The sequence below is a fragment of the Arcobacter peruensis genome (genome assembly GCF_003711085.1).
In the GTDB taxonomy this organism is placed as follows: Bacteria; Campylobacterota; Campylobacteria; order Campylobacterales; family Arcobacteraceae; genus Poseidonibacter; species Poseidonibacter parvus.
Genome location: NZ_CP032363.1, coordinates 1,398,687 through 1,422,311, shown reverse-complemented (window position 1 = coordinate 1,422,311; position 23,625 = coordinate 1,398,687). Strand labels below are relative to the sequence as shown.

Here is a 23,625-nt window from a genome sequence, read left to right as displayed (position 1 = left end):
TTATAAAATCTCCTTTTGTATTAGAGAGGTTCTATAAGCTATATTCTTATCTTTTATTTTTAATATTTCATATTTTTTTAAACTTGGATTGTTTCCAAATAAAACAATATTTTCACCATCTTTATTTTGACTACTATCAAATATAAATCCATCATATCCAAGTGACCAAATATATTCAGCCATAATTTGTGTAGGTACATATTCTAGTAAAGTATCACTTTCGTTTATAGGTCTTGATATATCCTTGATAAACTCATAAATATCTGTAAGCAAAATATTGAAACCTTTATCAAAAGGATTCATGTCTTTTTTTCCATAAATTTCAGAAGATAAACAATACAATTTTGTAAAATCAACTAAAGACAACTTTTCATTTAATTTAAAAGTTCCAATAGCTACTTCCTTATTAAGCTCTGCTCTAATCTCATTAATAGCTGTTTTTTCATCAAAACTAAAATATCCATAGGATATACCTATTGGGCTAAATCTATTATTTTTAACTATTTTTACAGGTGCTTTACCTAGTTCTGTATTTGGTGATTTTTTAATATCATCTCTTTCTTTTTGTGAGTTAATTATTCTAGCTCTATAAACTTTTTGATTTTTTAAATTCTTTTCTAATGATTTAAAAAGCTTTTTAAAAGGCTCTATCTGTTGACTCAATTTAAAATGACTTTTTTTATGATCAAAATATCTTGCCTTATGTTTGGTATGCTCTTTAAATTCCTTCCATGAAATATTTTCTTTTTTTTTCCAACATTTAATCAAATGAATTTCTTGACCATCATAATTATGTTTAGATTTATCAGGGTACTCTAATTGTACACTTTGATTAAATGGGAATCTCTTTAATTTGATAAACTCATATTTTGCTAGTTTTATTAATATATCAGTAGATTCATCCCAAAAAAGCTTATCAGATAAAATATCTACTAAATTTAGTAATTGCTTCTCTTCATCGTATTTTGGCGATTCAACATATTCAAAGTGTTTATTAATAATTTTAATAATCTTTTTATTAAAAACATTTTGATTTATTATGTAAATTTTATCTGATATAAATTCTTTATCATCATAGTCTTTTATATCATACTTTTCATTATGCTTCCAATCTACAAGATTACAGAACTTACATTTAAAATGTTCCTTTTTTATTCGTTTACCTTTATTTTTAATAAAATTTTTTATATTTTCATCTTCAAAACAATTTATACAAAAATATTTTTTATATCGAATCACTTCAAGGCCTCTTTCCTACTCTCTAAAATCACCTTATATCTTTTATCTTCTGTTGTTCTTATAAGTTCATCAATAGTTTCTATCCTAAAGTCTTTTACATCTATGATATCTAGCAGATTTATAGCTTGTTGAATATCTGTTTTTGCAGTATTTAAAACTATATCTATACTAAGATCAATCATTTGATCTGGGAAAACTCCTACTTCATCATATAAAGAATCTACCTCATAAAATAGATCTAATGCTATAAAAGGTTTGATATCAACTATTTTAAGAGAATAAGAGACCAAATCTTCCATATAGTTCTTTACATCATAATCATCGTCATTTTCTTTAAGTAACATAACAATTTTATTGTCTGATTTTCTATCTTCCTCTAGCCACTTTTTTATTTCAAGTTTTAAACCTAGATTCTGTATTAATTGTGATGTTTTATCGTAGTTACTTTCTCTAAGATTTATTGAGTCGATATTAGGTAATAAATTTATATATTTAGCTATATTATGTAGGTGTTTGTCATCAAAACTTAGTTTATGTAAATTGGTTAATTGAAATATATCTTTTTCTATATTATTGAGTTGAGTATTATGCAAATATAAAGTATTTATTCTTTTTTGTCTATAAAAACTTTGAGGTATTGTTTTAATAGGATTATTTGACATATCCAAAAAAACTATACTTAAATTCTCTATTTCATCTGGAAGAATAGATATCTCATTATTTGAAAAAATCAACATACATAATGATTTCAATTTAAAAAGCTCTAATGGTAATTCTTTTATATTGTTGTTATCTGCTATAAGCATAAGTAGTTTTGTTAAGTTTTGTATTTGTGGTGGTATTTCATTTATATTTTTGTTAGAAATATCAAGTTCAGTCATATTTTGTAATAAAAATTTATTTCTTGGAAATTCTTCTTCACTTATGTTATATTTATTTGCCCATTTACAAATATCGTTAAACCAATTTAAATCATCCATTTTATAAAATACTTTCACTATTCGTATTTTCCAAATGCATTTTATAATTTTTCTTAGCTATCTCTTTAGAAGTATTAGCATAACAATAATTACACATATGAGGATAAGTATTAAATGAAGGTATATCTGTGTTTTTACTAGCTGATATGATTACAGGTGTTTGTTCACCTACTGTTCTGTTATTATTTAATATTATTTGTTCTTTTTTACAAGTCATTATTTCTTCTTTTAGTTATAAATAAATTGTATCTAAATAATAACAAATATTTTATTATTGTTCTAATAAAATATATAGGTAAATTAGTTTTTTATTCTTTTCGGCATTATTTTAAAAAGATGGAGTGGCGACTGAATTCATACTCAGAATTAAAAGATTCTGAGATAAAACAATAAGTCCCACAACCTGTACTTTTTGGAGAATGTTCAACAATTCAACTCTATTTGGAACAAGCTTACAATTAGTAAAAACTGCTCCAAATATAAGAGAGACTGTGAAAGAACTAACCTTATATAAGTAAAAGAATCAAGACTAAGAAAGTTTTTTCAATATCCAGATGTATAAACACATTTTTTGACGAAATAAAGCTTTAAAAAAGTGTAGAACTGCAATGTACTCTACTATTTCTTGTTTTATATCCTCAATATTGCCACTTTTACTGGCTTTTACCAGCTTTTGAAACAGTGTAATACCAATTAGATTCAACAATCGTCTAAAATTATAGGTGAGCATAATTAAAGCATTCTCTCCCGCAACCTTTGTTTTGCCACGTACTAGAAAATGGCTCCATCCTAGCTTTTGTTTGATTGTACCAAATGGGTGTTCTGCCAAAGCGGCACGCTGTTTAATCATAGTTTTTGCTTTGTGTGTCTGCATCTTTGTACGGTGAGCCTCTATGAGTGATTCATGTTCCCAACGCCAAAGACGTTTTGCAGGTGTTTTAGGAGGAAGACACTGTGAACGTATTGGACAAACTGTACATACAGAGCGGGTACCGAAGTACATTAAACGCTTAATACCATTCTTTTCATAAATAGTTTTTCTCCGCTTTAACACCTTATCATTAGGACAGATATAGCAATCCTTAGCTTCATCATAAACAAATGCATCACGAGTAAATTTTCCTTTGTCTTTTTGTTGTTTTTGCTTATCTTGTATGGGTACATAAACATCTATACCTTCATCAACGCATTTCTTAATCTCTTTGGGATTGTAATAACCTGCATCGGCTGCAACTTTTATCTTCTTATTTCCTGTGGCCTCTTTAGCTTGTATTGATATTGGGTAAAGCTGATCTAGATCAACACCTTTACTGGAGATATCAGTGGCAACAATGAACTTATATTTTCCATCAACAGCAATCTGAGTATTATAGGCCATTAGATTATGTGCTGGTTTACTCATCAAAGTAGCATCGGGGTCACTTTTACAGTATTGAGTTGCATTATGTTCTTTTAATGTCCGTAAATTACTACTCAATTTTAATTTATTTTTTTTAAGTCGATTTAGATTTTGCTTCTTTACTACTGGAGTTATCTCTTTATTCTCACAAGTGTCACTATACTCTAGTGAAGAAAGATACTCTGTTATCTTTTCTTCCACTGATTCCATATCCTTACGTGTCATTTTTTCTGAGATAAGTTGATTCTTTGATGCATTAGCACGTAGAAAGGCACCATCAATAGCAACAACTTCTCCATCAATTAAATCAACAGAGCGACATAGCATTACAAAGTCACGAAATAATTGTTTTAATACTGAGGGATTATCTTTACGGAAGTTAGCAATAGTTTTGTATCCAGGAGAAAGTCCCATACAAAGCCACATCATTTCAACATTACGTTTAAGCTCACGTTCAAGCTTTCTAGAACTTCTTATACTATTTAGATATCCATAGAGGTAAATCTTTAAAAGTAGTGATGGATGATATGCTGGTTGACCTTCAGAACCACCGTTACAAGTAAATACTCCAACAGCAGCTAAATCTATACTATCGACATAGCTGTCAATAGCCCTTACTGGATTATTTTCATCAACATACTCATCCATACTAGGAGGAAATAAGAGTTGTTGATGACGGTCTAATCCTTCTTTGTAGTTCGGCATGTTAGGCCTTTTTGTTAATCTTTGATATCTATATTTTAGCTAATTTGTTGTTATCAATGGCTTTAGTTCTTTCACAGTCTCAAGAGGTTATAGAACAGTAATTTGAATCAAGTAATAGCTGTAACTTGGAAAATAAACATACGAGTTTATATTTAAGATTCTTATATTAAATATATATAAAGAAAAACTAACTAATGACCTTAATCTAAAAATGATGACAATTTTTGGATATATTGTGAAGAAATATAATAATTAATCATAAGTCCTTCTCTCTTAGAAAAAAGTATCCCTGCATCTTTTAACTTTCTTAAATGTTGAGATACAGGAGATTGTTTCATACCTAATATATCACTAATATCACAAACACATAATCTTTCATATTTTAAGAGAAGATAGACAATTTTTAATCTAACTTCACTTCCTAACAATGAAAAGAGTTTCTCTTTTTCTGAAAACATATCCTGTTTTAAAATTAATTGTTGTTTTTCATAATCAATTTTATCTTTATCAACTGTTATTCTTAGACAAGTAGTATCATTTTTCAATCTTATTCCTTCTCTCTAAACATATTCTTTTGTGGTATATGATTACTAAACTTAGGCTTTGATGTCAAATCAATGTTTTTATTTAAATTAGTAGTAAAGTTCTTCTCTTCTATGTTATCAGGTTTCTTCAATGTAGTATTAATATTATTACTTAATTTATTTGGAGAAAGACTATTGTTTACTGAGAATGTATTATTCTTAGGAGCAATAGAACTATCACTGCTATTAGTATAACTATTTACTTTTTTATTGAACCTATCTTTTAGTAAGTGATAGAATATTAATAACATCATTGCAACAGAAGATGAAATATTAAAAATGCTTACATCATCATTATCCATAGTAATTGTTAATAGACTAAGCTCTTTAAAAAATGTATCATATATATACCCAAAGAAGAAAGCCAATATAGCTATTACAACTAAGTATATAATTAAAGATGTTCTTCCCAACATTTTATAAACAACACTCATTGTAACTGCACTTGTAGCAGGTCCAGCAGTTAAGAATATAAATACAGCACCTGGTGACATACCTTGTAACATAAATGCAGCAGCAATAGGAAGTGAAGCAGTTGCACAAGTATATAAAGGCATAGCAAATAACATAACTACTATATAAGTTAAGAATTGATTTTCAAATAGGATTTCTGTATATTCTTTTGGTGTAAATGTAACAAATACTGAACCTAAAATTAAACCAATTAGAAGTGCTTTCGCCATATCATTAAATAATGTACCATAACCATATTTAAAAACATTTTTAAATAAAAACTTCTTTTTTACACTTGGAGTATCACAATTTGAAGAACAACCACAAGAAGATTCAGAAGCTTCTACTTGTATATTGTCATCTTTTTGAACAAAGTTTTGAACAAGTCCTACTGTAATTGCAATTATAATTGAAGATATAATTCTAAATGTTGTAAATACAAAACCAAATAATGAGTATGTAGCTAATATTGAATCAACACCAGTAATTGGAGTTGATATTAAAAAACTTTGAACAGCACCCTTACTTGCTCCTTCTTTTCTTAATCCTTGTGCTAATGGGATAACAGAACAAGAACAAACAGGTAAAGGTATCCCAAACAATGTTGCTTTTACAACGGCACTTGTAGAATCTTTTCCTAAATGTGATGAAACAAAATTGTCTGGTATTAATTGTTTTAAAATACCTGCAAAAAATAAACCTAAAATTATATAAATTGACATTGCATTTAATAAAATTATAAAATTGTCTAAAAAACTTGATAATAGTTCCATAATAATTCCTTTTAGAATATGTGATAGTATATTAGCATAATCTAATATACTGTAATTATATTGATATATTATTTAAAATTTAATTAAGACTATATAGTGGGGATAATTCTTAATCTATTATGGTATATATTCCTAAAAATACTTATTCACAAAATTTCTATTAAGTGTTAAATATAGATGTTAATTGTTCGTTAATCTTAAAGAGATAGACTTCAATATTTAAAGATAAAAGGTATTTGATGAATCTAAATATAAGAATTAGTACTAAAATCATTTTTTTATGTTTTTTAGTAGCAAGTAGTGCGACCTTAGGTAGTTTATTTTTTAGTGATATTATGGGATTTATTCCATGTAATATGTGTTGGTATCAAAGGATATTTATGTATCCTCTTTCTATATTATTTTTAATTAATTTACTCTATCCTGATGATAATGTGTATAAATATACATTTCCTATAGTAGTAGTTGGATTGCTTTTTGCTATTTATCATAACCTTTTAATGTTAGATATAATCCCAGAATCAATTGTTCCCTGCAGTAGCGGAGTACCATGTTCAACTGAATATATCAGTTGGTTTGGATTTATAACTATCCCGTCTCTCTCGTTTATAGCATATTTTATGCTTTTTATACTATTAGTATTTGGAAAGGAAAAATAACATGGCAAATAAAAACAACAACAATACAGTAATGCAGAATAAAACTATGATAGTAATTTCTATTATAATTTTAATTGGAATATTTTTTGGTATGAAATACACTTATAATCAATCACAAAATAATAAAACTGTTACTCTATCAGAAAATCAATCAGTGTTATTTAAAAGAGATTCCTCTTTTACAATTGGTCCTGATAATGCAAAAGTACAATTAGTAGAATACTTTGATCCTGCCTGTGAAACTTGTTCTCAATTTCATCCATACATAAAAGATATTTTGGAAAAGAATAAAGATAAAATTCAATTAGTTCTTAGATATGCTCCACTTCATAAAGATTCGGATAAGGTTGTAGTTATGTTAGAAGCTACTAAGAAACAAGATATGTTTTTGGAATCTCTTGAAGCCTCTTTTAAAACACAACGAAATTGGGCTGGACACAATGGACACAATCTGAATAATCTTTGGGGAACCCTCTCAGATTTGGGACTGGATATGGATAAATTATTAGAAGACATGAAAGACCCTGAATTAATGAAAATAGTAATACAAGATATTGAAGATGGTAGAAAATTAGGTGCTACAAAAACTCCTTCATATTACGTAAATGGAAAACCACTTCAACAATTTGGACTTCAAAATCTAAAAGACCTAATACAATCTGAAATGGATAAATAAAGAGAAGAATATAAAAACTATATAAAGAATAATTGTAGCAATTTCTTGAGTTTATTTTTCTCTGCTTCTAATTCAAAGGTAAGTTAAGTCCAAGTCATTGAAAATAGTGCATAAATATTTAATTATTTATGCACTATTTAAATAGAAGGAGAAGGCACTGTTACATATGAACAAAAAATACAACAGTCTTGTCCTTTTGGTCTAATCATTTTATTACAATTTCTACATTGATAAAAAAATTGACAAGAGTCAGTTAGTATAACTTCTTCTTTATGTCCACATAGAGGACAAGTAATTATAGGTTTTCATTGGATTTTCATAATTTACTCCTTTTGAGTTAATTCTTTAACTGCCTTTTTAATATCTTTTAAACAACATTTTCCAGATGGGTTATTATTCTCACAATTACAACCAATACTATTCATCTTTTCTGAAATATCTTCAATAGCTTTTGTTTTATTAGATATTTTTTCTTTCGTCCAATTAAAACAATAACAAATAGTAGAAGGATTAGCCCAATCTTTCAATCCAACTTCTATTATTAGTTGATTTTGTTTAATTAGCTCATTTAGTTTAAAATAGATAACTTCACAATTTGGTGTTTGACAGAATAGGAAGTCTTCAATAGATGAAAGTTCCTTTAAGTATTCTTCTTTAACTAAAGATTTAATCGTAACAGGTGAAACATTTTCGCTATGTTTTTACAAGTAGGACATATATCTTTTGTATGAAAAATCCACATTATAAATTCCTTTAAAGTTTCAAAATTTAGGAGAGGAGGGGGATTAAATAATTATAGAGTAGGTATTCCATAATTATTTAATATTGCTTGATGTTTTTCAAATGTTGCTAAAGTTTTATCTTGGTGCATTGATTTATGCATTGTTATACAATTTTCTTTACTCATATTCATCATTTTATTATTTTCGCTTGCAAATAGACTTCCTGCAAATAAACCTACAACTAATACTGATAATGTTAACTTTTTCATTTTTATATGGTGTATTATAAAGATTTACTAAGGAAGCAATGAGGAAATTTTATATTTTATTTAAAACTTTTTGAAAATGAATTATTCTATATATTCGGTTGAAATTTAGAAAAGTAAAGATAAAGAAAGTGAATAAGTTTTAGAATGGTTATATTATCAACAAACAAAAGAAGAAACTACAAATTTTTTAAAAGAACTTTCGGCATTTAATTAATCATCTATTAACTTATTATTACTATAATTTCAAGTAATAAAACTTATAAACATTAGGATAATCATGAAAACTAATTACTTTTTTGCCGTATTTCTTACATCACTTTTTTTATTTACAGGTTGTGATTCTAAATCAGAGATTGACGATAGCTTAATTGCAAATACTAAAAAGAATACACCTTATGTAAAAAAGTTTGTATCTAAAACATTTAAACTTACAACAACAGATGGTAAGATAATTGAGCTTACGAGTACAAAAGAAGGTTTAGACTTCAAAGATTACAAAGGTAAAAAAGCTATTTTAGTTGATTTCTTTGCAACATGGTGTCCCCCATGTATTAAAGGTCTGCCTATTTTAAAAGAGTTAAGAGAAAAATATAAAGATGATTTTGAAATAATATCAGTACTTTATGAGAAAGAAGAAGATAAACCTACCTCAGAAATTATTGATTTTATTAAAAAGTATGATATTACTTATCCTATTACTGTTGGAGAAGAAAACTTTAAATTAGCAAAAGATTTAGATGATGTTCAAAGAATTCCTGAACTATTTTTATTTTCTAAAGATGGAAAATTTGTAAAAAAATTTCTTGGGGAAACAGACTTAGAAACGTATGAAATATTTCTTAAAATGGCTATAGGTGAAAATAAACTTGAGATACGATAATCTCAGTTTACTCATTTTAATAGATAATTTTTTTAATTGATATAAATTTGATACTCTAATAATTCATAGAATATTTTTATTCTATGAATTATTTAAAACTTTAAATTTAAAAGAGTTAGTAATTATTAATTTGATGTTTAAGAAGTAGAAGGGAAGAAATATTAAATTTTTCTAGACTTACTATTAAAGTTTATAAGTGTAAGTCTAGAATAAAAACTAGCAATTTTTTAAGTAACTATGATTTGCATTATGTTCACTTGAATTCATGGCACATAAAATCTCATCTTTATTATTACTTAATATATAATCTGGTGTATCATCATTTTCTGGTGGATAAAATGCTAACAAAGTATTTGCATCAATTGTTGATGTTGATGAAACTCTAACTGTATTTAAATCTTGTGTTTTATTATCTATAAGATAATCTGGTGTATCATCATTTTCTAGTGGATAAAATGCTAACAAAGTATTTGCATCAATTGTTGATGCTGATGAAGCGCTAACTGTATTTAAATTTTCAACTTTATTCTCTACAAGATAATCTGGTGTATCATCATTTTCTATTGGGTAGAAAGCTGAGAAATCATTCTGTGCATATAATGAAGCTGCTAATAAACTTGCTAGTAAACCTGTTGTTATAATCTTTTTCATTTTAAATCCTTTTGATTTTTTATATGGTGTATTATAAGGATTTAATAAGGAAGGAATGAGGAAATTTTATATTATATTTAAAACTTTTTGAAAATAAATTATTCTATATATTCGGTTAGAATTTAGAAAGATAAAGATAAAGAAAGTGAATAAGTTTTAGAATGGTTGTATTAATATAATTTGATGTTTAAGAAGTAGAAGGGAAGAAATATTAAATTTTTCTAGACTTACTATTAAAGTTTATAAGTGTAAGTCTAGAATAAAAACTAGCAATTTTTTAAGTAACTATGATTTGCATTATGTTCACTTGAATTCATGGCACATAAAATCTCATCTTTATTATTACTTAATATATAATCTGGTGTATCATCATTTTCTGGTGGGTAAAAAATTATTACAAAGATAAGTTATAAAAATAAGTTCAACAACCTGTAGCTTTTGGAGAATGTTCCAAAGTTCAACTCTATTTGGGAAAAACTTTTTGTTTGTAAAAACTGTTCTAAAATTAAGAGAGACTGTGAAAGAATTAGCTCTATATAAATAAAAAGAGTTGAACATAAGAATATTTTTCAAGTTTCAGACCCACAAGCGCATTTTTTGACAAAAAAATGCCTCAGAAAAGTATAAAACTGCAAGATAGTCCGCTATTTTTTGCTTGGTACTTTAAAGATTACCTCCATTATGACTGGATTTGATAGTTCTTTCGCAGTCTCAAGAGGTTAAGGAATAAGACTATTGCATACCTTCAACTCTATTTCTACCATTTGCTTTTGCTTTATATAAAGCCTTATCAGCACGTGCAATAATATTATCTATATTTTCATCACTAGCATATGCAGATACTCCAAAACTTGCACTAAAATCCCCAATAGTTGGAAAATCATATTTACTAATTATTTGGCGAAGAGAATCTGCTAGTTTGATAGTACCCTGGAAATCAGTTTCTGAACATATTATCATAAACTCTTCACCACCCCAGCGTCCTAAAATATCAATTTTACGGATATTTTCTTTAAGTATTTTGGCAAATTGAATAAGTACTTGGTCACCAACTTGATGACCGTAGGTGTCATTAACTTTTTTGAAATGATCAATATCAATAATAATAATACCGAAACTTCTTTTGAAGCGATTACTTCGGTTAAATTCATCATCAAGTGCCTCATCAAGTTTTACTCTGTTGAATAGTCCTGTGAGTTTATCTGTAATACTAATTAGTTTATGTTCATTTAAACGTAGAATCATCTGGTTATAACTATCTTTCAATACTAACAGTTCATTTGTATCTGTCCAGTGAAGGTTTAGATCAATAGCTTGTGGAGAGAGTACATCTTGCTCACGTATTTTACTGGTAAACTCCTCCAAAGGTTCTCTTAGATATTTTTTTATAAAATAATAAATAATAAACCAGAGTGCGATTGTTTTGATAATAGAATTGATTAAAATAAGAATAAAACCATATTTAACCCGATCGAATACCAGTTGATTATTAGAGTATAATGTTACTTGACCTAAAGGTATTTTATGATCAAAAGCTGCTCCTTCATATTGCATTGGGAACTCATGCTTAAATAATGTATCAGTACCAAAACCAAACTCTTTTTGTTCCGTTACTTTTCCAGAAGAATCATAATAAGTTATCTCATTTTTTTCGTTGAGCACAGCTCCAATTTGTAAATCCATTTTATGATCAATAGATTCAACTTTAATTCCTACTACAATTGGTAAATTATACATACCTAGCAAAATAGATTGCAGCAATTCATTATTGTAGGTCCAAACTGAGTCAACAATACCTCGATTAAAAGTAGCTGGCAAGGTTTGAATCTCTTTATAAAAATTAGCTTTAGTATCTTCATACTCTTTATAAAGCTGAACAACTGTTACCAGTACTGCAACTAAAAAATAAAAGCCAAAAATCGTAGTTAATAGGTGCAAAGCAATGCTTTGACGAAAATGTTTAAATAGAGCACTCATACTTAAATAATCATTTACTTAGACTGCCAGTCTTTAATTCCATATTTATCTAAAAGTTCCTGTAAACGTCCATCTTCTCGCATTTTTATAGTTTCTTCTGATAGAATTTTAGCATATTCTTTTGAGTTCTTTTTCTTTGGTGAAAAACTAGCAAAAACATCGATAACTGCGTCTGTTACTCCAGAGACTTTTATTAAATTTTCTTTACCCATTTGAGTGATTTTATATTCCAAAACACTTTTATCTTCAATAATAGTAGTTATCCTGCCACTAATTAACATCTCTAACAATCTTTCTAATGGTTTTTCACCCTTCATTGCTAAAATATTATTTGGTTTTTTATTAAGATATTCCATCACCTTAGGATCAACATAATCATAACCATCAATCACACCGATCATATTTGCTTGTTTAAGTGACTGGGTTCCTGTATACTTCCACGAAGAGTCTTTAAGGGTAAAAAAGGTGCTGTTACTTTTTCCAAGTGGAAAATCTGGAAAAATAAAATCAGGTGCTTCTTCTCTAAAACAAGCCATAGTACCATCTAGTTTTCCTTCTCGAACTAATTCTAAACCACGCGTATAATTAACTTCTACAAACTCAACTTTATGACCTCTTGCTTTCATAGTTTCAACTAATAAATCACCTAAATAACCAACTTTTTCATCATTTTGTCCTGGTAAACAATCGTATGGGCACCATTCATCTGTAGCTATTTTTAACGTATCTGAAAACAAATGTAGTGGTAATAGTATGCTTAAGCTAAATACTACTATACCTGCTGTTTTTTTTAAACTTTTCATCCGCTTCTTCCTTAATGAATTATTTGAATTATTCTTCAATTTTTAAATGATATTCCACTTTTTTACATTTAATATTATGTCTTTTATTTCTTTTATCTAAGCTTTGAGATTAAGGTAGTTTTGGAAAAATAATATTCTTGAAAAAACTAGTCGACATAATGAATGTCAACATCTCTACGTTAAAATAGCAAGTTCAACAATCTGTACTTTTTGGCGTAATTTAGGATTAGTAAGATTAACTATGCTAAAATTCTAGGTATTGATATAAAACTCTGAACGCTCTTTACTATGTTATATTTTTTGGGTAAAATTTAGGGTATTGAATTTAAAAGTATTTTTTAATAATAGTTCTTCTCTTTCCTAAAATATATTTATTATTTTTATTCTCTTACAATAAGCTTTTTACCCTCTATCTAATAATTCTATGTATATTTATAATATTTCACCAAAGAAGATTCCTTAGCAGGAATCTTTGCAGGGGTGAATATTATAAGATATAAGAAATTTATGTAGTTTTTAATAGGAAAATAAAGATAAGTAAAATTTGGTACAAATTTAAAATCATAAAAAAGATTTTTTTCTTTTACCCAGTTTTTTACCCATAATGTATCAAATGAAAAATCTGACTGTATAAATATAATGATAAGCTATCGTAGAAAATCCTACTGAGATGCTAATAGAATCTTTATAGGATTAGGGGACAATAGACCCAGTATCTAAGTAGGTTTAATATATTTTTTAAGTGGGTACAAAAAGTTTTTTATAGATTATTTGATGTTTTACCTAGAGAGACAGTTAAATCGTAATATTAACAATTTCAATAATCTCCTCATTATTTACTTTAAATTTACGTAAATCTAATGATTGAAACTTTTTAGTATCGATGGTTGTATTAAGAACATTTAACTTATTCCAAAATGCATTCACTCTATCTTTATCTTTTTGCTCACCTGAATCATCTCTAGATCCAGATATTTTCAACTGACTTTCATTGATTGTAGTGGAACATGTTTTAAGAAAAGCCTGGATCATAAGATTCGCGAATCCTTTGCGATTAATAATTGAGTTGGGTTTTGAACCAACAATATCTAATATTCTAATTGTTGTTAAATTATCAAACATATCTTTATAATACGTTGTAGAAAGTATTATTTTTATATCTTTCTTAAATACGTCAGGATATAGAAATGAATCTGAACCTAATCTAATCGCAATTAACCCAACTGTAGTATTTGTTTTAAATATGAGTATCTTTTCAAATTCATAATTCTTTGATATTAAATGCTTAGCCTGTTTTATAAAGATGGAATTAATGTGTTTAATATAGTCTCTATTTACACTTGGAATCGCTTTTGCTAATTGTAGACAGATTGTGACATCCGTACTAAAACTATTTAACTTAATAGTTTCTTCTTCTAAATAATATTCGATAATCTTTTTAAAATTAAATGCATCTCTACTTTCAATAAAATCACCTACTAGTTTATTTATTATTTCATATGATTCAAAATGTTCTTGGGCAATTGTATCCATACTCTTTTCATTTTCATGATGGGAAATTAAATTTAATAAAAGTTTTTCAACTTTTGAGAAATTATGATGCTTTATTCTATTGTTTAAAAAAAACATAATTTTATCTTTGTAAGTGAGAAAAAACAATGCATCTTTTTCTATGAGATTTTTATAATCGTAAGTACTTTCACTCGAAATAGAATCATAGTATTGTTTTAATTTTATTCTTGTGGGATTATTCTTCTTTCTACACTTACTAATCATTTTTTTAATCATTTTTTAAACTCCATTTATTTAGATAGAAGATTATATCAATTAAAGTGATATTTCTATAATTAAGATAACCTATCTATTTATATAAAGTTTTATACTAAAAAATCTTATACCTCTTTTTAGCATTATATTTACTTTTATCAGATGGTGTTTCATTATACATTTTAGCTTTTTCTTGTAAGATTTTAATAAATTCATTATTATCTGGAATTAGTTCTTCTTCATGAATAATGTTGAAGTATTTACTTAAAATTGGTTGTGCAATCATCTCTTCTTTAAAATTGTATAGCAACTCACCATAGAGATCTTCATCGTATTGTTTTATAGAGTGAAAAGCATCAATATTCCCTTTTAAAATATCTTCTACAAAACAATTAATTTTTCTATCAATCTTTGGTGTAATAAGTACACCATTTTTTATTGTATTCAGATAAATTTTTTCATCAGTATTTAAAACAGTTAAAGAGTAATTATTTTGACTATATTGAACTAACTTATTAGTGAAATTATTAATATCATCAGTCATAGATTTTTCAAAATCAGAATAATCCATATCTAATTTATTTAAAACACTTTCAATATCTTTAACTCTAATAACAGAACAACTACTTAAGACACTCTTTAAATATAAATAAGGACTCTCTTTACTTGCTGTAACAAGAAGTTCACCATGGATATATTGTTCATCATTATCCCAAGCTTCATTGGGTGTAATATGATTAGGCTTTACAAGGCTTCTTATGAGTTTGCTAACTCTTTTTGTATCAGTTTTACTGTTAAGATTATTGACATGGTAAAAAATCTTGTCTTCCAATAGTTTGTTATTATCCCTCTCTTTATCTAAAGCACTATTATTAATGGTACTAAGATATTTCTTTTTTTTAATAAATATTGGTTTAATTATGAAGTCCATTATAATATCAGTAGTTTCATTATCTCCTATAAGAACAAGTGCAGTATTCGATTTCTCCAAATAGTAGAAGAAACTAGATAACCATCTTATAAAAAAATAGAACTCATCTTCATTTTGAAAAAGAAGTTCAAGAAACTGTTCTATAAAATTGTTATGGTTAATTACTAATGAATCATTAATAGAGTTTAATCTCTTTTCTAATAACTTAGTATAATCAAACTTATTTCTGTCATGTAGATTATTTGAGATAAATACGAACTCACTATTTAAAGCAGGACAAAAGATATCTTTTCGAACTGTAGGTAATAGTGAAATGATTATATAGTTTGCATTTATAACTTGTACATCTTCTGTAGAATCATAGACTTTGGCATACAAGTCTTTAGTAATATCTTCAATGTCAGCCTTATTTATTTTTTGCTCTTTTTCAAATGCTTTTGGTCTATAGAAAAGTTTGTTGTTTTGATCTTTCCAGATGCTTAAATCTTGGCTTTCTAATATACTAATTGTTCTATAGTGATTTTGTATAATCTTATCTTTTCTATTGATATCCTTCTGATATAAAAAGCTTTGTTCTAAATCTATTCTTCTTTGCTGCTCTTTGATAAGATGTATATCATCAAGCCTTCTTTCATTGACTTTGATGAATTTTTTCTTATTGCTATTTGCATGAGAAATAACTGTTGTCATGGATAAATTTGTTGAAGGATCGGTATTAATTACTTGAGCAGATGTAGTATTATCAAGACTCACAGCAATTTTGTTGAAATAATCTTCTAGAAAATCTATATCATTTTGATTATTTATATCTATATTTATAAGTCTACAACTATCTTTAATTAAAGCTTTAAAAATATCAAAAGCTAGCGATTCTTCTTGATTATAATTTTCAAAAAATTTTTCAGAATCTTCTTCTTGATTGTTATAAGAATCTATATATTTCTCATAGTCTTTAAAAAGCTTTACTATTAAACTATTATACTTGGTACTATTTGTGTAGTTAAATTGATTGTTATCCAACATAAAGATTATCTCATCACAAATATCAATCATCCAATTTGATTCATTATCTTCCATAGGAAAACTCCTTTGTATTGATAAGTAACTCTATATCTTTATACGAAAGGCATGTCGCGTGATATATTGCTTCTCTATCAAATTCAAATTTAGGCTCATACCCATACCTATTTTTCTGATTTTGGATGATGTTTTTTGCTTTTGCTATTTGTTTTGATTCTAAGTATCTTAAATCATAAACATCGTAACTTGAACTGGTATTTAAATCTCTGCTGATAAAATTTAGATTGTCCAAACATAGATTTTTACTATTTCCTAAAGCAAGTTTTTGACTAAAAAATTTAGTTATGTCAGATATATTTTTGTCAAACTCTAAAAATGATAGTCTGTATATGATAATAGATAGTCTAGTTAATAAAACTTTTTCATTTATAAACATTTTGATATCATCGAGAATTAAACCTTGAAAAGGATATTTAGTCGATATGTATTCAGTATCAATGAGTATTTCTCTAAACATAAAGGGATAAGATTCTTTAAGAATAATATTGTAAGCAAAACTACCAATCTTTTCATAGTTTTTATTTTTCATTAGTTCTAATAATGGTAACTTTTTAATATAGCTAGCATACTCTTCATATTGGTTTATTCTAGGTTTGTTTGAAAAACTGTCTACTTCATGAGTTAATTTGTGCAAAAGCTCATCTTTAAGTGGATCCTTCTTAAAGCTACTAGTTAAGTCAAGTGAATAACCTTTGAAAGAAACACATAATATTGGTCTATGTACTTCAATTAAACTTGGAATATGAAGTGTTATCAGAATAATATTTCTGTTTTGTTCATAGTAAATATCAGGTATATTAGTAGTCGATGTAAAATATACTGAGTATAATCTTGTTGCAAAACAGTTTCTTGAATCTTCGAGAATTTCTTCTTGATGTTCTTCCATAATAGTTTTTACAAGTGTTTTAACTATTTGAAAAGTTTTCATTCCATGAGAAGAAACTTGTATATTTAGAATCTCGTCATTATGTATATTGTTTTTTGTCTTATTTAACCAGTTTAGGCATAGGTTAAAGGTTTTATGATATGGTGTTATAAACATTTTATTGATCCTTTTGTATTTTTAGTTTTTTAGAATAAAAAAATATAACTCTAGACCTTTCGATCTAAAGCTATATTCAATTATAAATTGAAGTACCAGTCACCTGATTTTCTTCTTAATTCTCTTGAAAACTTTGTTGGTTCATATATCTCAAGTTTGTCAAGTAGTGCTTGAGTAGACATCTGATAATCACGAGGGTTTACGACAATAAAAGCAGTTAAGATATCCCTTTGATAAATCCTTCCTTTTTTGAACCCAGTAACAATATTTGCATATATGATTGAATCAGTTACTTTTAAGGGCTCAAAATATTCTATATTTTGAGTTAATAGTGCATTAATGAACAATTTAAATCTATCATTCGTTCCTTTGACTAAAGCTTTTTTCTCAGGCGTATTGAGTGCTGTATTTGCAAGATTTGTATCAATAGGATAATTTTTCAAGTATAATGCAAAATCAGATAGTTCTAATTCTAATTGTTTCTTGAAAACTTTAAAATCTCCCAATCCAAAAAAGTTACATTCCTCATGAGAAATATTCCCTGCCGTTGAAAAAACAGTAAACCTTCTATCTTCTGGTTCAATTTCAAGTATATATGCTTCATTTGATGTAATCAGAATTTGAGCACATAGATCAATAGCTTTAGATAGATTTTCATACTTCTTTTCTGCTGATAATTTTAGCTCAGTTATCAATTCCTTAATAAAGTTTTTTAATTCTTTATTTGATTTCAAATCATGAGACATTTCATTTAGGTTTATAAAAAGTCTGCATTCGAATAATGCTGCTAAAAATTGACTCTTTAAATTCTTATTACCTACAGTAACTACAAAAACTTCACCAAATAAACTTGTAATAATCTTGTTGAATAATAGACCTTTACCACTTCCCTGTATACCTCTTAGTACAATGGCAACCATTGATTTGTTTAAATATACAAACATAAAAGCTAACCAATTAATAAGGTAGTGAAACCTTTCTGGGTCATAATTCACTAAATGTGCTATCAGATGTAAAGTATAAACAGGCTTTTTATATGGTGTATTTTTATTAAGCATCAAAGGTTCACTCGGATTAAACTTATTCATTTTATAAGTCTTGCCTTCTTCGTAAAACTCAGCCATAATATGAGGTTTGAAGACAACTTCTGAAACTAGCATTAAATCACTATATTTAATATCTGGTGGATTATCCTTTGTTCCTCTACCTATTACTACAAATTCACCAATAAGTTGACTTACCACTCTGCTAGCTTTTTCCTCCGTTATTTTTTTTAAATCTGTATCAGAAGATGATTTTAACATTAGCTCTCCATCATCAAACATAATTAATGTTCCCCCAACATCTTGAAGCTTAATAAGATACTCATTATCAGAAACTCTAAAATTGTTGAACTTATATTTTGTAAAATCAGGTGCTGAATCTGATTTTCCATCTCCTAGCATATCTTGAAAACCATTACCATCACAAATGATATTTGTATTTGTGATTTTTAATTCTTTATTTTTGTCAAATATATCATCAGTTTTAATTATTGTCTCTTGCGGTACAACACCTTCATTGTTTCCAGTAGATTTTTCATCATCTCCAAAAATTTGTGTTTCAAAAAAATTGTTATCTAAATTTTCCATAATAGACTCCATTTATTATGAATCTAAGAAAGATGCAATTTCTTCAAAAGTAAAGTAAATCCCACCTCCTACTTTTTTTGATGATATAATGTTTTGCTTTCTAAGCCTGTCTAAAGTCGCGATACTACAGTTCATCTCCATAGCTGCTTCTTTCTTCTTTAATAACGACTTCGTTGGATATTTTTGTCGTAAATAGTTTAGATTTGACATAAGTTGTTTCTCCTTTTTTAATATTGAGGAGAATTATTACATGAGAGTTTTTTTTGCGTACCCACTTTTTTTATAATTTTGTGGGTACATAGTAGTTTAAAATAGCTGTTCGGAGTTTATTATATTAATGTATTCATTGTTATCAATATATGGTTTTATCCAGTCGTAGTAATTATAAGCAGTACCAGGCTTTATATTTGATTTCTTAAAATTTGATTCATCAAAGATATGGTTTGGACCTTTCCTAATAGTAGGTTTTTTTAATGGCTTTAATTCTTCATATTGTATGGTTTCTTTATATGGAATTCGTTCTTCTGCCTTTTGTTGATATGTTGAGTATGTGTCCCTATCTATTTTTTCTATACTGTCTTTAGCCTCTTGTAGAATAGTATTTTCTAGATTTTCTTTTTCTCGTTTTTTATTTTCTTGCTCTACTTCTTCTACTCTAAACTTGTAATAGTCATAGCAAAAGAATGCATCTGCAAGAGCTGTTTGTTTTTTGATTTTTACTTCAATAACTTTGAAAAAATCTTCTAAAAATTTAATTACTTGTTTGTGAAGTATTAAATGGTTCGATGAAAACTTGAGTACATGGTCTGTTAGTAATTTTCTTTTTGTTAGAGGATATAAACTTCTTGTAATCTTGTTATTGTCATCATCAATAATTGTTTCGATATAATAAGTTTTCTTATATTCATACTTCTTGTATAAAGATGTTGCAGAGGATTCTTCATATTCAACACCTATTTTAGGATCTGTTTCTTCCTCTTCATTGTAGTATTCAAAAAAATCTATATATAAATCCTTTTTAATTATTTTAGGGATAATAAATGAAAGATCTTCAATCCAACAATAAGATTCAATAAGTTTATCATTTTCTTTATTTTCTAAAGATGTGATTTGTATTTCTTTTTTAAACTGTTCAAAATCTAATTCTAATAATTTGAACATTTCCTCATTATGTATTTCTAAAGAGTCTTTTGCATACTTTTTTAAAGCCTCTTCAAAGTTCTCTTTTGCAGATTTGTTTACAATAGTATATATTATATCCTCATCATTTGAAAAGTCTCCAGATTCAATATTTTCTAAAGGTTTATCCCAGTTTATATATTTATATATTTTAGTATATAAGTTTTCACAATAGACATATTTTTTTTCAAGCTCTTTAAATCTCTTTGTTCTAATACCCATTTCATAAAAGGCATTATTTACTAATTCAAAATCTTTAAAATCTTCTATTTCTTTATATTTGTTTTCATCTCGTTTAGGTATCTTCTTTTTTGTTTTATAGTCCATAGTCAATTAGCTCCATATCATCTTCTATATTTAAATACTTCATTGTTGTATCAATTTCTGTATGGTTTAAAAACTTTTTTGCATGAACGATTCCAAATTTCTTATAAACCTTAGTTGCAGCTGTTCTTCTCATTGTATAAACACTAACCCTATATGCTAAGTCATATGTTCCTATATTTTGATTAAAATGTTTATTAAATATTGTTCTTAGTTGTTCTGCATACTTTTGATACCGTGTAGACTGATTTTTGTATTCTTCTTTTTCGTCTTTTTCAGTAGCTCTTTTATATAGTTGTTCTGGATAGAATATACAATTATCATGCACTAGGTTATGTTGAGTAATCCACTTTTTTAATAAAGTTAATAATTCTTGGCTTACTCTTGCATCATAGGGTTTACCTTGTTTTATAGCTCTAATGTGAATTGTTCCTTTATCAAAATTGATATGTTTAACTTTTATATCTATTACAGCTGATGGTCTTGCTCCTGTATGGTAACACGCCTTTAAGAACAATAGTAATCTAGGTTTCATAATAAAATCATCTAACTTCCAAAGCTTTTCAATCTCTTCATCAGATAAAACTCTTCCCGCTTCATTTCTATCAACCTTGATTATATCTTTTATAATTACTGGATTTTTATCTGTATATCCTTGTTTAATTGCCCAGTTGAAAAGTGCTCTTAGATAACTTATGACTTTTTTTACAGTTCGGGGATTAAATGGTGTACCTTGTCTTGAGGGAGTTTTTTTTAGGATATTACTAAGGTTTTTAATATCTTCTGTTTTTATCTTTGTAATATTCTTTTTTCCTATATGTGGATTAACAAGTCTATTATAGGCTGATTTAATCATATCAGTTGATTTAGCTGTTTTCGTAGGAAAGTAAAGTTTTGCTACATCTTCAAGGCTTAAATTGCCACTCATGACTTTTTGATGTAAAAGAGAAGAGTCTTTTTGTATCTCTTTTCTATCTTTTGAAATTTGTATCTTTTTATCATTTAAGATTTTTAAGGCTTCGTTTTTACTTTTTGCATCACATTTGACTTTTTTAGGTTTATTTTCAATATCTCTGTACATTATATAATAGGCAATTGTTTTTTTATCATGATCAGAATCTTTATAATATTCGTAAATGCTATTATACTTTTTGCCTTTTACTTTTCTAAATCCCATTTCTTTACCTCTTTACTACAAAACTAACATTAATATATCATTCATAATTTATATATTAACATAATAGATATAATATTTTACTACAAAATTTTACTACATATTGTATGAAAATAGCGAAAAAATGAGGAAATATGAAAAGAGTGAAAAAAATAAAATGTATTATAACTTCTTATTTTAAGGAGCTTTGAGTGATATTTGTAAAAGGTGATAAAAGTATGGGTTCAGTCTTTGGTGGACTGATTGGATTTGTTTCAACTTTAATAACATAATGTTTCAATAATGTAATTGTTTTAATTGATACATAAGCGATCTTAGAATATTTATAACTTTTTTATGTCAAATTATAGTATAATATTATTATAAAATAATTTTGAGGGGTTAAAATGAATTTAAATAGAGGCTTAATACTAAGTGGTGGTTTATTCCTAGCAATGAATACAAGTTTATTGGGAAATAATTTTTCTCAAAAGATTATAAAGATATATGAGAAACACCATTTGATTAAAATGGTAGACTACGATTTAAAAACATCAGAAGAACAAGTAAAATCAGCTAAATCTAATTGGTATCCTTATCTAACTATAAAAGGTTCATATGGAAATGATAAGATAAATAGAAAATTAGGAGAATCTGGTTCTTATAACCCAAAAAAAGTTTCTGCAGAAATTAAGCAATTGATTTATGACTTTGGAATAACAAATAGTAGAATTAATAGTGCTGAAAAAGTTTTTGAAAAAGAAAAACATGAAAATGAATTACAAAGACAAAATCTATTATTAGCTGCAGTTGAATCTCAATTAGAATTAATTAAATCTGATTTTTTGTATAAAAATTCTTTAAAATCAGAAAGTAATATAAAAGAACAAACTAGATTAGAGAATGCAAGAGTTGAGATGGGAAAAGGGTATTCAACTGATGTTCTTCAATCAAAAGCTTCATTATCAGGTGCTGAAGCAAATAAAATATATGCACAAGGACAGAAAAAAATATCTGAGTATAGATATAAGGCTGTTTTTCAAAATGAAAATCCAGAAATTGAGAAGATGAATGCTTTTATTATTGATGAAAAAAAATTGCCAGAGTCTTTAATCTCACTTGAAAAGAAAATTAAAGCAAATAATCCTGATTTATTAGCTGCAAAAGCAAGGGCTCTTGTATCAAGTTCAGAAAAAGATGTTATTAAAAAAGAACAATATAGTCCAAATATATATTTAGATTTAAGTAGGTCTTTTTCAGAAGAACAAGATGGAGTAAATGGTAAAAGATATGATTCCAAAGCATTAGTTACATTCTCATGGGGTTTTAATTTAGGATTAAGAGCTAGTGATGAAATAAATGCAGCAAAATTCGCATCTTTATCTAGTAGAGAAAAAGCAAAATATGTAGAAGTTCAAGCATTAGAAGAAGGAAGAAAAGTTTGGAATAATTTAGAGGTGGCAAGACTGAGAACAAAATACTTAAAAAATCAAATATTAATTCAAGAAAATTTCCTTAAATTAGCTCGAGAAGAAAGAGAAATAGGAAGAAGGTCTTTAATTGATATTTTAAATGGAGAAACTAGTTTATTGAGAACAAAAGGTGAGTTTGCATCTTCTAAGATTGAAGAGATTATTTCTTCTTTTAGAGTTTTAAGAAGTATAGGTGAATTAAATATGGACTTATTTAAAGATGAAAGTATCTATATAAGTCAAAATAAAGTTTTCGATAATTAATATTTTAAGGAT

At 27.0% G+C, this 23,625-nt stretch carries 22 protein-coding genes and 1 pseudogene; 4 read left to right on the top strand and 19 right to left on the bottom strand.

Annotated features, from left to right (window positions below; all coding sequences use genetic code 11):
• The 6 genes from D3Z07_RS07165 to D3Z07_RS07140 all read right to left on the bottom strand — a co-directional run bounded on the left by D3Z07_RS07165 (position 1) and on the right by D3Z07_RS07140 (position 6,133).
• Complete coding sequence (locus D3Z07_RS07165; RefSeq protein ID WP_122893462.1) at positions 1-1,239, bottom strand: RES family NAD+ phosphorylase; 1,239 nt, start codon at positions 1,237-1,239, stop codon at positions 1-3.
• Complete coding sequence (locus tag D3Z07_RS07160; RefSeq protein WP_164707209.1) at positions 1,236-2,219, bottom strand: leucine-rich repeat domain-containing protein; 984 nt, start codon at positions 2,217-2,219, stop codon at positions 1,236-1,238. Before D3Z07_RS07160 ends, D3Z07_RS07165 begins: the two co-directional genes overlap by 4 nt.
• A gap of 1 nt (position 2,220) precedes the next feature.
• The gene (locus D3Z07_RS07155; protein WP_122893460.1) at positions 2,221-2,436 is read right to left on the bottom strand and encodes a hypothetical protein; all 216 of its coding nucleotides are present in this window, start codon (positions 2,434-2,436) and stop codon (positions 2,221-2,223) included.
• A 312-nt stretch (positions 2,437-2,748) separates the two neighbouring features.
• The gene (locus tag D3Z07_RS07150; protein ID WP_122893459.1) at positions 2,749-4,323 is read right to left on the bottom strand and encodes an IS1182 family transposase; all 1,575 of its coding nucleotides are present in this window, start codon (positions 4,321-4,323) and stop codon (positions 2,749-2,751) included.
• 200 nt (positions 4,324-4,523) lie between these two features.
• Positions 4,524-4,868: an ArsR/SmtB family transcription factor gene (locus D3Z07_RS07145; RefSeq protein ID WP_122893458.1), complete on the bottom strand. Its 345-nt coding sequence runs from the start codon at positions 4,866-4,868 to the stop codon at positions 4,524-4,526.
• Positions 4,869-4,870: 2 nt separating this feature from the next.
• Entirely contained in the window at positions 4,871-6,133 is a 1,263-nt protein-coding gene (locus D3Z07_RS07140; protein WP_122893457.1) for an SO_0444 family Cu/Zn efflux transporter, read from the bottom strand.
• A 239-nt stretch (positions 6,134-6,372) separates the two neighbouring features.
• On the opposite strand from D3Z07_RS07140, the gene D3Z07_RS07135 reads away from it, so the two are divergent.
• A complete protein-coding gene (locus D3Z07_RS07135) occupies positions 6,373-6,792 on the top strand; it encodes a disulfide bond formation protein B (protein WP_122893456.1) in 420 nt (139 codons plus the stop codon).
• A 1-nt stretch (position 6,793) separates the two neighbouring features.
• Complete coding sequence (locus D3Z07_RS07130; protein ID WP_122893455.1) at positions 6,794-7,468, top strand: DsbA family protein; 675 nt, start codon at positions 6,794-6,796, stop codon at positions 7,466-7,468.
• Between the two features lie 137 nt (positions 7,469-7,605).
• Here D3Z07_RS07130 and D3Z07_RS14365 read toward each other — a convergent pair whose 3' ends face one another.
• From D3Z07_RS14365 to D3Z07_RS07120, 3 genes and pseudogenes are all read right to left on the bottom strand, one after another.
• Positions 7,606-7,764, bottom strand: coding sequence for a GDCCVxC domain-containing (seleno)protein (locus D3Z07_RS14365; RefSeq protein ID WP_303572596.1), 159 nt, complete (start codon positions 7,762-7,764; stop codon positions 7,606-7,608).
• Between the two features lie 27 nt (positions 7,765-7,791).
• Positions 7,792-8,151: pseudogene (locus tag D3Z07_RS14425) on the bottom strand (putative iron-sulfur cluster-binding metallochaperone); the annotation flags it as partial.
• Positions 8,152-8,261: 110 nt separating this feature from the next.
• Positions 8,262-8,459 carry a hypothetical protein gene (locus D3Z07_RS07120; RefSeq protein ID WP_122893453.1) on the bottom strand — a complete coding sequence of 66 codons (198 nt, stop codon included), beginning with the start codon at positions 8,457-8,459 and terminating at the stop codon, positions 8,262-8,264.
• Positions 8,460-8,736: 277 nt separating this feature from the next.
• Between D3Z07_RS07120 and D3Z07_RS07115 the strand changes: the two genes are divergently transcribed.
• Positions 8,737-9,339 carry a TlpA family protein disulfide reductase gene (locus D3Z07_RS07115; protein WP_122893452.1) on the top strand — a complete coding sequence of 201 codons (603 nt, stop codon included), beginning with the start codon at positions 8,737-8,739 and terminating at the stop codon, positions 9,337-9,339.
• 216 nt (positions 9,340-9,555) lie between these two features.
• On the opposite strand, the gene D3Z07_RS07110 is transcribed toward D3Z07_RS07115, so the two are convergent.
• The 10 genes from D3Z07_RS07110 to D3Z07_RS07065 form a co-directional block, all read right to left on the bottom strand.
• Entirely contained in the window at positions 9,556-9,990 is a 435-nt protein-coding gene (locus D3Z07_RS07110; protein WP_122893451.1) for a hypothetical protein, read from the bottom strand.
• 732 nt (positions 9,991-10,722) lie between these two features.
• Positions 10,723-11,967 (bottom strand): GGDEF domain-containing protein, encoded by a 1,245-nt coding sequence (locus D3Z07_RS07105; RefSeq protein ID WP_122893450.1) that lies wholly within the window; start codon positions 11,965-11,967, stop codon positions 10,723-10,725.
• A 14-nt stretch (positions 11,968-11,981) separates the two neighbouring features.
• On the bottom strand, positions 11,982-12,770 hold the full coding sequence (locus tag D3Z07_RS07100; RefSeq protein ID WP_122893449.1) for a substrate-binding periplasmic protein: 789 nt from the start codon (positions 12,768-12,770) through the stop codon (positions 11,982-11,984).
• A gap of 795 nt (positions 12,771-13,565) precedes the next feature.
• Positions 13,566-14,558 carry a hypothetical protein gene (locus D3Z07_RS07095; RefSeq protein WP_122893448.1) on the bottom strand — a complete coding sequence of 331 codons (993 nt, stop codon included), beginning with the start codon at positions 14,556-14,558 and terminating at the stop codon, positions 13,566-13,568.
• 94 nt (positions 14,559-14,652) lie between these two features.
• Positions 14,653-16,545, bottom strand: a complete 1,893-nt coding sequence (locus D3Z07_RS07090) for a hypothetical protein (protein WP_122893447.1) — start codon at positions 16,543-16,545, stop codon at positions 14,653-14,655.
• On the bottom strand, positions 16,535-17,590 hold the full coding sequence (locus D3Z07_RS07085) for a hypothetical protein (protein ID WP_122893446.1): 1,056 nt from the start codon (positions 17,588-17,590) through the stop codon (positions 16,535-16,537). Before D3Z07_RS07085 ends, D3Z07_RS07090 begins: the two co-directional genes overlap by 11 nt.
• A gap of 80 nt (positions 17,591-17,670) precedes the next feature.
• Positions 17,671-19,221 (bottom strand): primase-helicase family protein, encoded by a 1,551-nt coding sequence (locus tag D3Z07_RS07080; RefSeq protein ID WP_122893445.1) that lies wholly within the window; start codon positions 19,219-19,221, stop codon positions 17,671-17,673.
• Positions 19,222-19,236: 15 nt separating this feature from the next.
• On the bottom strand, positions 19,237-19,431 hold the full coding sequence (locus D3Z07_RS07075) for a MerR family transcriptional regulator (protein ID WP_122893444.1): 195 nt from the start codon (positions 19,429-19,431) through the stop codon (positions 19,237-19,239).
• Between the two features lie 96 nt (positions 19,432-19,527).
• Positions 19,528-20,727: a hypothetical protein gene (locus D3Z07_RS07070; protein WP_122893443.1), complete on the bottom strand. Its 1,200-nt coding sequence runs from the start codon at positions 20,725-20,727 to the stop codon at positions 19,528-19,530.
• Positions 20,717-21,901, bottom strand: coding sequence for a tyrosine-type recombinase/integrase (locus D3Z07_RS07065; protein ID WP_122893442.1), 1,185 nt, complete (start codon positions 21,899-21,901; stop codon positions 20,717-20,719). Before D3Z07_RS07065 ends, D3Z07_RS07070 begins: the two co-directional genes overlap by 11 nt.
• Positions 21,902-22,284: 383 nt before the next feature.
• On the opposite strand from D3Z07_RS07065, the gene D3Z07_RS07060 reads away from it, so the two are divergent.
• Positions 22,285-23,613, top strand: a complete 1,329-nt coding sequence (locus D3Z07_RS07060; RefSeq protein ID WP_122893441.1) for a TolC family protein — start codon at positions 22,285-22,287, stop codon at positions 23,611-23,613.
• The last annotated feature ends 12 nt before the right edge of the window (positions 23,614-23,625 follow it).

Coding starts and splice junctions, on each gene's coding strand:
- D3Z07_RS07160 (WP_164707209.1), bottom strand. CDS start 2,219: ATGGATGATTTAAATTGGTTTAACGATATTTGTAAATGGGCAAATAAA.
- D3Z07_RS07155 (WP_122893460.1), bottom strand. CDS start 2,436: ATGACTTGTAAAAAAGAACAAATAATATTAAATAATAACAGAACAGTA.
- D3Z07_RS07150 (WP_122893459.1), bottom strand. CDS start 4,323: ATGCCGAACTACAAAGAAGGATTAGACCGTCATCAACAACTCTTATTT.
- D3Z07_RS07140 (WP_122893457.1), bottom strand. CDS start 6,133: ATGGAACTATTATCAAGTTTTTTAGACAATTTTATAATTTTATTAAAT.
- D3Z07_RS07135 (WP_122893456.1), top strand. CDS start 6,373: ATGAATCTAAATATAAGAATTAGTACTAAAATCATTTTTTTATGTTTT.
- D3Z07_RS07130 (WP_122893455.1), top strand. CDS start 6,794: ATGGCAAATAAAAACAACAACAATACAGTAATGCAGAATAAAACTATG.
- D3Z07_RS07120 (WP_122893453.1), bottom strand. CDS start 8,459: ATGAAAAAGTTAACATTATCAGTATTAGTTGTAGGTTTATTTGCAGGA.
- D3Z07_RS07115 (WP_122893452.1), top strand. CDS start 8,737: ATGAAAACTAATTACTTTTTTGCCGTATTTCTTACATCACTTTTTTTA.
- D3Z07_RS07110 (WP_122893451.1), bottom strand. CDS start 9,990: ATGAAAAAGATTATAACAACAGGTTTACTAGCAAGTTTATTAGCAGCT.
- D3Z07_RS07105 (WP_122893450.1), bottom strand. CDS start 11,967: ATGAGTGCTCTATTTAAACATTTTCGTCAAAGCATTGCTTTGCACCTA.
- D3Z07_RS07100 (WP_122893449.1), bottom strand. CDS start 12,770: ATGAAAAGTTTAAAAAAAACAGCAGGTATAGTAGTATTTAGCTTAAGC.
- D3Z07_RS07095 (WP_122893448.1), bottom strand. CDS start 14,558: ATGATTAAAAAAATGATTAGTAAGTGTAGAAAGAAGAATAATCCCACA.
- D3Z07_RS07090 (WP_122893447.1), bottom strand. CDS start 16,545: ATGGAAGATAATGAATCAAATTGGATGATTGATATTTGTGATGAGATA.
- D3Z07_RS07085 (WP_122893446.1), bottom strand. CDS start 17,590: ATGTTTATAACACCATATCATAAAACCTTTAACCTATGCCTAAACTGG.
- D3Z07_RS07080 (WP_122893445.1), bottom strand. CDS start 19,221: ATGGAAAATTTAGATAACAATTTTTTTGAAACACAAATTTTTGGAGAT.
- D3Z07_RS07075 (WP_122893444.1), bottom strand. CDS start 19,431: ATGTCAAATCTAAACTATTTACGACAAAAATATCCAACGAAGTCGTTA.
- D3Z07_RS07070 (WP_122893443.1), bottom strand. CDS start 20,727: ATGGACTATAAAACAAAAAAGAAGATACCTAAACGAGATGAAAACAAA.
- D3Z07_RS07065 (WP_122893442.1), bottom strand. CDS start 21,901: ATGGGATTTAGAAAAGTAAAAGGCAAAAAGTATAATAGCATTTACGAA.
- D3Z07_RS07060 (WP_122893441.1), top strand. CDS start 22,285: ATGAATTTAAATAGAGGCTTAATACTAAGTGGTGGTTTATTCCTAGCA.